The sequence below is a fragment of the Shimia gijangensis genome (genome assembly GCF_900142085.1).
In the GTDB taxonomy this organism is placed as follows: domain Bacteria; phylum Pseudomonadota; class Alphaproteobacteria; order Rhodobacterales; family Rhodobacteraceae; genus Shimia; species Shimia gijangensis.
In genome coordinates this window covers 1-1200 of record NZ_FQZQ01000074.1, presented here as the reverse complement: position 1 = coordinate 1200, position 1200 = coordinate 1, and the positions used below count along the sequence as shown (strand labels likewise).

Below are 1200 nucleotides of genomic sequence, written 5' to 3'. Positions count from 1 at the left end.
CTTTCTCATCTTCCACTCCTCAGTGGCTACGATGAGCCAGAAACTCTCCCTTATCAAATCACCCTAATTGGACCCATAGGCGCTGACGTCAGACACTGCTGAATGTCGTCAGCTAAGGCGCTGAATAGGTGAACTCCGCTCGGATCGTGATCTCCAATGTGCAGGATCTCCGCCCTGCCGTACTCTGATACTTCCTGAGAAAAATTGTGTTTGGCGGTTAGGCTATCGAACCCGCCGCTGGACATGACCGGGACACCGTAGGGCTCTGCGATTTTGGCCAACATAGGGGCCATGCCACCAGCTTCACACATGACCCACAACCGCACCGGCTGGCCTGTCTGACGATCCAGTGTGTAGCTATCAGCTACTGCCGATACAGAACGCATCACATCCTCAACACCGCTCCAGCACTTTGGCCTGTACAGAGATACACCGTCATCACGGATTGCAGAGAAACAAATCAAGCCAGACCGGCGAGCCCTGTTCAGCTTTTCGCAAAGTCCCTCATAGGCGTTTTCCGTCTTGCCGTAACCGTACCTGCCAACCAGCCGGTAGAATACTTGCCGGATCGTCATGGGTAGGTGTTCGCGGTATTCGTCTAGAACCTCGTTGATCTGCTCTAAAACGATCAGTGTCTTTTCCTGAGGGGACCATTGTGCAAAACCTCGTACGCGGGTTGTCTTGCTCATTACACCGCCCTCCGTGCTGGAGAGGAGAGTGCCTGCCAATTGGTTTCCTCCATCATGTTGCGCACCATCGTCGTGAAGCGGTCGGCGCGCTGTTCATTTCGCTTATCGCGCCCCATCAGGCGACCTCTCGTGCTTCGAGCCAATCACACAGCTCTGCCTCGCGCCAGTAACGGCGTTTTCCGATGCTTATTGGTCTGGGAAAGTCGAGTTTGGGATCTTGCAACCAGCGCCAGAGCGTCATGTCACTGACACCGCCGCACAGGTCTCGAACGGCATTTGCTGGTATGACTTTTGCGGGGTTTATCTCGAGCGCCGGAAGCGGCGTTTGAGTAGTTTGATCTGTAGGTTTCATTTGGCACCTCTGTTGGTTTAGGTGCCTACCTATTGATAACAATCCCGCTCACGGCGCAAAGGGTTGAGCTACTCCCCATTTGTTGGACAGGATCTGGCGTAGTTTAAGCTACTTTTCGCTCCTGCTGATCAGGGTTGGTTGTTTCAATTCCCTGCCAAT

At 53.7% G+C, this 1200-nt stretch carries 2 protein-coding genes; both read right to left on the bottom strand.

Annotated elements, in window-relative coordinates; translation table 11 throughout:
• Positions 1-53: 53 nt before the first annotated feature.
• The gene (locus BUC32_RS20080; protein ID WP_073257455.1) at positions 54-689 is read right to left on the bottom strand and encodes a hypothetical protein; all 636 of its coding nucleotides are present in this window, start codon (positions 687-689) and stop codon (positions 54-56) included.
• Between the two features lie 115 nt (positions 690-804).
• On the bottom strand, positions 805-1041 hold the full coding sequence (locus BUC32_RS20075) for a helix-turn-helix transcriptional regulator (protein WP_073257452.1): 237 nt from the start codon (positions 1039-1041) through the stop codon (positions 805-807).
• Positions 1042-1200 lie beyond the last annotated feature (159 nt).

Bases quoted from the DNA above. Each gene is read 5' to 3' on its own strand.
- BUC32_RS20080 (WP_073257455.1), bottom strand. From the start codon at position 689: ATGAGCAAGACAACCCGCGTACGAGGTTTTGCACAATGGTCCCCTCAG.
- BUC32_RS20075 (WP_073257452.1), bottom strand. From the start codon at position 1,041: ATGAAACCTACAGATCAAACTACTCAAACGCCGCTTCCGGCGCTCGAG.